Source organism: Serratia sp. CY43202 (genome assembly GCF_052168755.1).
GTDB classification, from domain to species: domain Bacteria; phylum Pseudomonadota; class Gammaproteobacteria; order Enterobacterales; family Enterobacteriaceae; genus Serratia; species Serratia bockelmannii.
In genome coordinates this window covers 22,324-30,876 of sequence record NZ_JBJNMB010000016.1, presented here as the reverse complement: position 1 = coordinate 30,876, position 8,553 = coordinate 22,324, and the positions used below count along the sequence as shown (strand labels likewise).

At 53.2% G+C, this 8,553-nt stretch carries 7 protein-coding genes and 1 pseudogene; all 8 read left to right on the top strand.

The window, feature by feature from the left end; all coding sequences use genetic code 11:
• Positions 1-402, top strand: a pseudogene (gene tuf, locus ACJ8J5_RS24340) (elongation factor Tu); the annotation flags it as partial.
• A 259-nt stretch (positions 403-661) separates the two neighbouring features.
• The gene (gene secE / locus ACJ8J5_RS24335; RefSeq protein WP_004929916.1) at positions 662-1,045 is read left to right on the top strand and encodes a preprotein translocase subunit SecE; all 384 of its coding nucleotides are present in this window, start codon (positions 662-664) and stop codon (positions 1,043-1,045) included.
• A 1-nt stretch (position 1,046) separates the two neighbouring features.
• Positions 1,047-1,592, top strand: a complete 546-nt coding sequence (gene nusG / locus ACJ8J5_RS24330) for a transcription termination/antitermination protein NusG (RefSeq protein ID WP_004929914.1) — start codon at positions 1,047-1,049, stop codon at positions 1,590-1,592.
• A gap of 165 nt (positions 1,593-1,757) precedes the next feature.
• Complete coding sequence (gene rplK, locus ACJ8J5_RS24325; protein ID WP_015376316.1) at positions 1,758-2,186, top strand: 50S ribosomal protein L11; 429 nt, start codon at positions 1,758-1,760, stop codon at positions 2,184-2,186.
• 3 nt (positions 2,187-2,189) lie between these two features.
• Entirely contained in the window at positions 2,190-2,894 is a 705-nt protein-coding gene (gene rplA / locus ACJ8J5_RS24320) for a 50S ribosomal protein L1 (RefSeq protein WP_019456443.1), read from the top strand.
• 338 nt (positions 2,895-3,232) lie between these two features.
• A complete protein-coding gene (rplJ, locus tag ACJ8J5_RS24315; protein ID WP_004929905.1) occupies positions 3,233-3,730 on the top strand; it encodes a 50S ribosomal protein L10 in 498 nt (165 codons plus the stop codon).
• A 63-nt stretch (positions 3,731-3,793) separates the two neighbouring features.
• Positions 3,794-4,159 (top strand): 50S ribosomal protein L7/L12, encoded by a 366-nt coding sequence (rplL, locus tag ACJ8J5_RS24310; RefSeq protein WP_004929903.1) that lies wholly within the window; start codon positions 3,794-3,796, stop codon positions 4,157-4,159.
• Between the two features lie 332 nt (positions 4,160-4,491).
• Positions 4,492-8,520, top strand: a complete 4,029-nt coding sequence (rpoB, locus tag ACJ8J5_RS24305; protein ID WP_025304938.1) for a DNA-directed RNA polymerase subunit beta — start codon at positions 4,492-4,494, stop codon at positions 8,518-8,520.
• Positions 8,521-8,553: the final 33 nt, after the last annotated feature.

Here is an 8,553-nt window from a genome sequence, read left to right as displayed (position 1 = left end):
TTCCGCAAACTGCTGGACGAAGGCCGTGCTGGTGAGAACGTAGGTGTTCTGCTGCGTGGTATCAAACGTGAAGAAATCGAACGTGGTCAGGTACTGGCTAAACCAGGCTCCATCAAGCCACACACCCAGTTCGAATCTGAAGTGTACATCCTGAGCAAAGATGAAGGTGGTCGTCACACGCCATTCTTCAAAGGCTACCGTCCACAGTTCTACTTCCGTACCACTGACGTGACCGGTACCATCGAACTGCCAGAAGGCGTAGAGATGGTAATGCCAGGCGACAACGTGAACATGGTTGTAACCCTGATTCACCCAATCGCGATGGACGACGGTCTGCGTTTCGCAATCCGTGAAGGCGGCCGTACCGTTGGCGCAGGCGTTGTTGCTAAAGTTATCGCTTAATCGCTGATAAAGTTTGACGCGACACGCGGTAAAAGGGCATCATTTGATGCCCTTTTTCTACGCTGTGAACTAGAACCTATCTCATCAGCGATTTTGCAGTCATAATCATTGGTGAGATGGGCTCTTAAACCGTATTGACTGAATACGTCATGGCGTAAAACACCGGGATATTGCTATTGCGGTATCCGATCGGTTTGGTTTGCCTCGCAATGCGAGGCAAAGTTGTTTGTTCTGAATCATCATTGTGACAGGTTGGTTTATGAGTGCGAATACCGAGGCTCAAGGGAGCGGACGCGGCCTGGAAGCGGCAAAGTGGCTGATCGTCGCCGTTCTGTTGGTTGTGGCTATTGTCGGTAACTATTACTACCGTGATTTAAGCCTGCCATTGCGCGCGCTGGCAGTTGTGCTGATCATCGCCGTTGCAGGTGCAGTGGCTCTGATGACCACCAAAGGCAAAGCCACCGTTGCGTTTGCCCGCGAAGCGCGTACCGAAGTACGTAAAGTGATTTGGCCAACTCGTCAGGAAACGCTACACACCACGTTGATCGTTGCCGCGGTAACCGCCGTGATGTCACTGATTCTGTGGGGACTGGATGGTATTCTGGTCCGTCTGGTGTCGTTTATTACTGGCCTGAGGTTCTAAAATGTCTGAAGCTCCAAAAAAACGTTGGTACGTCGTTCAGGCGTTTTCCGGTTTTGAAGGTCGCGTAGCGCAATCGCTGCGTGAACACATCAAACTGCACGATATGGAAGAGCTGTTCGGCGAAGTGATGGTGCCTACGGAAGAAGTGGTTGAAATCCGTGGTGGCCAGCGTCGCAAGAGCGAGCGTAAATTCTTCCCTGGCTACGTGCTGGTGCAGATGGTGATGAATGACGCCAGCTGGCACCTGGTGCGCAGCGTACCGCGTGTCATGGGGTTCATCGGCGGCACGTCTGACCGTCCTGCGCCTATCAGCGATAAAGAAGTTGATGCGATCATGAACCGCCTGCAGCAGGTTGGTGACAAACCGCGTCCGAAGACGCTGTTCGAGCCGGGCGAGCTGGTGCGCGTCAACGATGGCCCGTTTGCCGATTTCAACGGCGTGGTCGAAGAAGTCGATTACGAAAAGAGCCGCCTGAAAGTTTCCGTTTCCATCTTCGGCCGTGCAACGCCGGTGGAACTGGACTTCAGCCAGGTTGAAAAAGGCTGATCGAATAATCAGCAATAAGCGGTCCGTTGCCGCTTGTCAAAGGCGCGAAATTGAACTACAATTTCGCGCCTTTTGTTTTTAGATGCCTTGCCTGATGCCTGTCTGGCGAGGTTAAACACGGGGAGCCTCTCACGAGGCGATACTACCCAAACCGAGGAAATTTAAATGGCTAAGAAAGTACAAGCCTACGTCAAGCTGCAAGTTGCAGCTGGTATGGCGAACCCGAGCCCACCAGTGGGTCCAGCTCTGGGTCAGCAGGGCGTTAACATCATGGAATTCTGTAAGGCATTCAACGCTAAGACTGACAGCGTTGAAAAAGGTCTGCCGATTCCGGTTGTTATCACCGTTTATTCTGATCGCTCCTTCACTTTCGTTACCAAAACCCCGCCAGCAGCAGTTCTGCTGAAAAAAGCGGCTGGTATCAAGTCTGGTTCCGGTAAGCCGAACAAAGACAAAGTAGGTAAAGTGACTCGTGCTCAGGTACGTGAAATCGCAGAAACCAAAGCTGCGGACATGACTGGTTCTGACGTTGAAGCGATGACTCGCTCCATCGAAGGTACCGCTCGTTCCATGGGCCTGGTAGTGGAGGATTAAGAGATGGCTAAGCTGACCAAGCGCATGCGCGTGATCCGTGACAAAGTTGATGCTACTAAACAGTATGACATCACCGAAGCTGTTGCTCTGCTGAAAGAGCTGGCCACCGCTAAATTCGTAGAAAGCGTTGACGTTGCCGTTAACCTCGGCATCGACGCTCGTAAATCTGACCAAAACGTTCGTGGCGCTACCGTTCTGCCACACGGCACCGGTCGTTCCGTTCGCGTTGCCGTATTTGCCCAAGGCGCTAACGCTGAAGCAGCGAAAGCTGCCGGCGCAGAGCTGGTAGGTATGGACGATCTGGCTGACCAGATCAAGAAAGGCGAAATGAACTTCGACGTTGTTATTGCTTCCCCGGATGCAATGCGCGTTGTAGGTCAACTGGGCCAGATCCTGGGTCCACGCGGCCTGATGCCAAACCCGAAAGTGGGTACCGTTACTCCGAACGTTGCTGAAGCAGTGAAAAACGCTAAAGCTGGTCAGGTTCGCTACCGTAACGACAAAAACGGCATCATCCATACCACTATCGGTAAGGTTGATTTCGACGCAGACAAGCTGAAAGAAAACCTGGAAGCCCTGCTGGTTGCGCTGAAAAAAGCAAAACCTTCTCAGGCGAAAGGCATGTACATCAAGAAAGTTAGCCTCTCCACCACCATGGGTGCTGGCGTTGCTATCGATCAGAGCGGTCTGTCTGCTGCAGCGAACTAATCGCACTTGCGATTATCGCTTTGACTTGGGGCCGAGATTTGTCTAGAATCTTATGCCCCAAGGTTTTGCTACTGGCTATGCCGTAGGCAAAACAAAGATTTTTCGGTTGGAGCCTGGCCTATCCAGGCCTCCGTCCAAGACCGCAGGTGTATCGCAAGATACTTAATCCTTCCTGCGTAGACGGTGACAGAGCCTAAGAAAATTTTTCTTTTTTATAAAAGAATGTCTTTGCTGGATTCTGCTCACCGTGTTAAGCCGCTCGGCGTGGCGTTTTACAAAGCGCCGAGTGAAGTGAGTTCCGGGGGATTTTCCCCGGCTAATCCAGGAGCAAAAAGCTAATGGCATTAAATCTTCAAGACAAACAAGCGATTGTTGCTGAAGTCAGCGAAGTAGCCAAAGGCGCGCTGTCTGCGGTTGTTGCGGATTCCCGCGGCGTTACCGTAGATAAAATGACTGAACTGCGTAAAGCAGGTCGTGAAGCTGGCGTTTACATGCGTGTTGTTCGCAACACCCTGATGCGTCGCGTAGTTGAAGGCACTCCATTCGAATGCCTGAAAGACACGTTTGTCGGTCCAACCTTGATTGCATTCTCTCACGAACACCCGGGCGCTGCTGCTCGTCTGTTCAAAGAGTTCGCGAAAGCGAATGCAAAATTCGAGGTTAAAGCTGCGGCCTTTGAAGGTGAGCTGATCCCAGCGGCGCAAATCGACCGCCTGGCGACGCTGCCAACTTACGAAGAAGCGATCGCACGCCTGATGGCAACCATGAAAGAAGCCGCTGCCGGCAAACTGGTTCGCACTCTGGCTGCAGTACGCGATCAGAAAGAAGCGGCGTAAGCCACTCTTTCTTAGCCTTTGCTAACGTATTTAAACTATTTCTGAATTTTAGGAACAATTGTTATGTCTATCACTAAAGACCAAATCCTGGAAGCAGTTGCCGCTATGTCCGTAATGGACGTTGTTGAACTGGTTTCCGCTATGGAAGAAAAATTCGGCGTTTCTGCTGCTGCTGCTGTAGCTGTAGCTGCTGGCCCAGCTGAAGCTGCTGAAGAGAAAACTGAATTCGACGTTATCCTGAAAGCTGCAGGCGCTAACAAAGTTGCTGTTATCAAAGCAGTACGTGGTGCTACCGGCCTGGGTCTGAAAGAAGCTAAAGACCTGGTCGAATCTGCTCCAGCCGCTCTGAAAGAAGGCGTGAGCAAAGATGACGCAGAAGCTCTGAAAAAATCTCTGGAAGAAGCTGGCGCAGAAGTTGAAGTTAAATAAGCCAACCTTTCCGGTTGCAGCCTAGTCTTTTAGGCTGATGGCTGGTGACTTTTTAGTCACCAGCCTTTTTGCGCTGTAGGGCGCCAGTAGCGTTTCACACTGTTTGGCTGCTGGTTTCGCCTCCCAATGTTTGTTTCTGTTGACGACTTAATATACCGCGGTCTTTGCACTACCAGGAGTTCTGGGGGAAGACGCGATGAAATGGTTTAAGCGTGATAGCAAGAGACATTGCGGAAAGTGTTCCCGCTTTCCGGTCGACAAAACGGTGTTGCATGAACTGTCCCTAATCGGACGGACAGATTGGGTCACTGATCAGCGAGCTGAGGAACCCTATGGTTTACTCCTATACCGAGAAAAAACGTATTCGTAAGGATTTTGGTAAACGTCCACAAGTGCTGGACATACCATATCTCCTTTCTATCCAGCTTGACTCGTTCCAGAAGTTTATCGAGCAAGATCCAGAAGGGCAGTACGGCCTTGAAGCCGCATTCCGTTCTGTTTTCCCTATCCAGAGCTACAGTGGCAATTCGGAGCTGCAATACGTTAGCTACCGTCTTGGTGAGCCGGTCTTCGACGTCAAAGAGTGCCAGATCCGTGGTGTGACGTTCTCTGCACCGCTGCGCGTAAAACTGCGCCTGGTTATCTATGAGCGCGAAGCGCCTGAAGGTACGGTCAAAGACATCAAGGAACAAGAAGTCTACATGGGCGAAATTCCGCTCATGACCGAAAACGGCACCTTTGTGATCAACGGTACTGAGAGGGTTATCGTATCTCAGTTGCACCGTAGTCCTGGCGTATTCTTCGACAGCGATAAGGGTAAAACCCACTCTTCGGGTAAAGTGCTGTACAACGCACGCATCATCCCTTACCGCGGTTCATGGTTGGACTTCGAGTTCGATCCGAAAGACAACCTGTTCGTGCGTATTGACCGTCGCCGCAAACTGCCTGCGACCATCATTCTGCGCGCGCTGAACTACACCACTGAACAGATCCTCGACCTGTTCTTTGACAAGATCGTCTTCGAAATCCGCGACAACAAGCTGCAGATGGAGCTGGTGCCAGAGCGCCTGCGTGGTGAGACCGCTTCGTTCGATATCGAAGCCAACGGCAAGATCTACGTAGAGAAAGGCCGTCGTATCACCGCCCGTCATATCCGTCAGCTGGAAAAAGACGACATTCAGAGCATTGAAGTACCGGTAGAGTACATCGCGGGCAAAGTGGTCGCGAAAGACTATATCGATACCAATACCGGCGAACTGATCTGCGCAGCCAACATGGAGCTGTCGCTGGATCTGCTGGCCAAACTGAGCCAGTCTGGCCACAAGCGCATCGAAACGCTGTTCACCAATGATCTGGATCACGGCGCGTACATCTCTGAAACGCTGCGTGTCGATCCGACCAACGATCGTCTGAGCTCGCTGGTAGAAATCTACCGCATGATGCGCCCTGGTGAGCCGCCAACGCGCGAAGCTGCCGAAAGCCTGTTCGAGAATCTGTTCTTCTCCGAAGACCGCTACGATCTATCCGCGGTTGGTCGCATGAAGTTCAACCGTTCTCTGCTGCGCGACGAGATCGAAGGTTCGGGCATCCTGAGCAAAGACGACATCATCGAAGTGATGAAGAAGCTCATCGATATCCGTAACGGCAAGGGCGAAGTGGACGACATCGACCACTTGGGCAACCGTCGTATCCGCTCTGTCGGCGAAATGGCCGAGAACCAGTTCCGCGTAGGTCTGGTGCGTGTTGAGCGTGCGGTGAAAGAGCGTCTGTCTCTGGGCGATCTGGATACCCTGATGCCTCAGGACATGATCAACGCCAAGCCGATTTCGGCGGCGGTGAAAGAGTTCTTCGGTTCCAGCCAGCTGTCCCAGTTCATGGACCAGAACAACCCGCTGTCCGAGATCACGCACAAGCGTCGTATCTCCGCACTGGGCCCGGGCGGTCTGACCCGTGAGCGCGCCGGCTTTGAAGTTCGAGACGTACACCCGACCCACTACGGCCGCGTGTGCCCAATCGAAACGCCGGAAGGTCCAAACATCGGTCTGATCAACTCCCTGTCCGTGTACGCACAGACTAACGAGTATGGCTTCCTGGAAACCCCGTACCGCCGCGTGCGTGACGGCGTGGTGACCGATGAAATCAACTACCTGTCTGCTATTGAAGAAGGCAACTTCGTTATCGCCCAGGCGAACTCCAACCTGGATGAAGAAGGCCGCTTCGTAGAAGACCTGGTCACCTGCCGCAGCAAAGGCGAATCAAGCCTGTTCAGCCGCGATCAGGTTGACTACATGGACGTATCCACCCAGCAGGTTGTTTCTGTTGGTGCCTCACTGATTCCATTCCTGGAACACGATGACGCCAACCGTGCATTGATGGGTGCGAACATGCAACGTCAGGCCGTACCAACCCTGCGCGCTGACAAGCCGCTGGTCGGTACCGGTATGGAACGTGCTGTAGCGGTTGACTCCGGCGTAACCGCCGTTGCCAAACGCGGCGGTGTGATCCAGTACGTGGATGCTTCCCGTATCGTTATCAAAGTTAACGAAGACGAGATGTACCCGGGCGAAGCAGGTATCGATATTTACAACCTGACCAAGTACACCCGTTCTAACCAGAACACCTGCATCAACCAGATGCCGTGTGTGAGTCTGGGTGAGCCAATCGAGCGCGGTGACGTGCTGGCGGATGGCCCATCGACAGACCTGGGCGAACTGGCACTGGGCCAGAACATGCGCGTAGCGTTCATGCCTTGGAACGGCTACAACTTCGAAGACTCCATTTTGGTCTCCGAGCGCGTGGTGCAGGAAGATCGCTTCACCACCATCCACATCCAGGAACTGGCGTGCGTATCTCGCGACACCAAGCTGGGGCCTGAAGAGATCACCGCCGACATCCCTAACGTGGGTGAAGCTGCTCTCTCCAAGCTGGATGAATCCGGTATCGTATATATCGGTGCTGAAGTGACCGGCGGCGACATCCTGGTCGGTAAGGTAACGCCTAAAGGCGAAACCCAGCTGACGCCGGAAGAGAAACTGCTGCGTGCGATCTTCGGTGAGAAAGCGTCTGACGTTAAAGACTCTTCTCTGCGTGTGCCGAACGGCGTTTCCGGTACGGTTATCGACGTGCAGGTCTTCACCCGTGATGGCGTGGAAAAAGACAAGCGCGCGTTGGAAATCGAAGAGATGCAGCTGAAGCAGGCGAAGAAAGACCTGACGGAAGAACTGCAGATCCTGGAAGCCGGCCTGTTTGCACGTATCCACGCGGTGCTGGTTGCCGGTGGCATCGAAGCCGACAAGCTGAGCAAGCTGCCGCGCGATCGCTGGCTGGAACTGGGCCTGACCGACGAAGAGAAGCAAAACCAGCTGGAACAGCTGGCCGAGCAGTACGACGAACTGAAATCCGACTTCGAGAAGAAGCTGGAAGCCAAGCGTCGTAAGATCACTCAGGGCGACGATCTGGCGCCGGGCGTGCTGAAAATCGTCAAGGTTTATCTGGCCGTTAAACGTCAGATCCAACCGGGTGACAAGATGGCGGGCCGCCACGGTAACAAGGGTGTTATCTCCAAGATCAACCCGATCGAAGATATGCCTTACGATGAAAACGGCACGCCGGTAGACATCGTACTGAACCCGCTGGGCGTACCATCACGTATGAACATCGGTCAGATCCTGGAAACCCACCTGGGTATGGCTGCGAAAGGCATCGGTGAGAAGATCAACCAGATGCTGAAGCAGCAGCAGGAAGTGGCCAAGCTGCGTGAGTTCATCCAGAAGGCCTACGATCTGGGCGACGACGTTTGCCAGAAAGTTGACCTGAACACCTTCAGCGACGACGAAGTGCTGCGTCTGGCAGAGAACCTGAAAAAAGGTATGCCGATCGCAACACCGGTGTTTGACGGTGCGAAAGAGACTGAAATCAAGAAGCTGCTGGAAATGGGTGGTATCCCGACCTCCGGTCAGATCACGCTGTTCGATGGCCGTACCGGTGAGCAATTCGAGCGCCAGGTTACTGTTGGCTATATGTACATGCTGAAACTGAACCACTTGGTTGACGATAAAATGCACGCCCGTTCAACCGGTTCTTACAGCTTGGTTACTCAGCAACCTCTGGGTGGTAAAGCGCAGTTCGGTGGTCAACGCTTCGGTGAGATGGAAGTGTGGGCACTGGAAGCATACGGCGCGGCTTATACCCTGCAGGAAATGCTCACCGTTAAGTCGGATGACGTTAACGGCCGTACCAAGATGTACAAAAACATCGTGGATGGCGACCACCGGATGGAGCCAGGCATGCCGGAATCCTTCAACGTACTGTTGAAAGAAATCCGCTCGCTCGGCATCAACATCGAACTGGAAGACGAGTAATCGTCATTCCGGCTCAGGCTCCCCGCCTAAGGG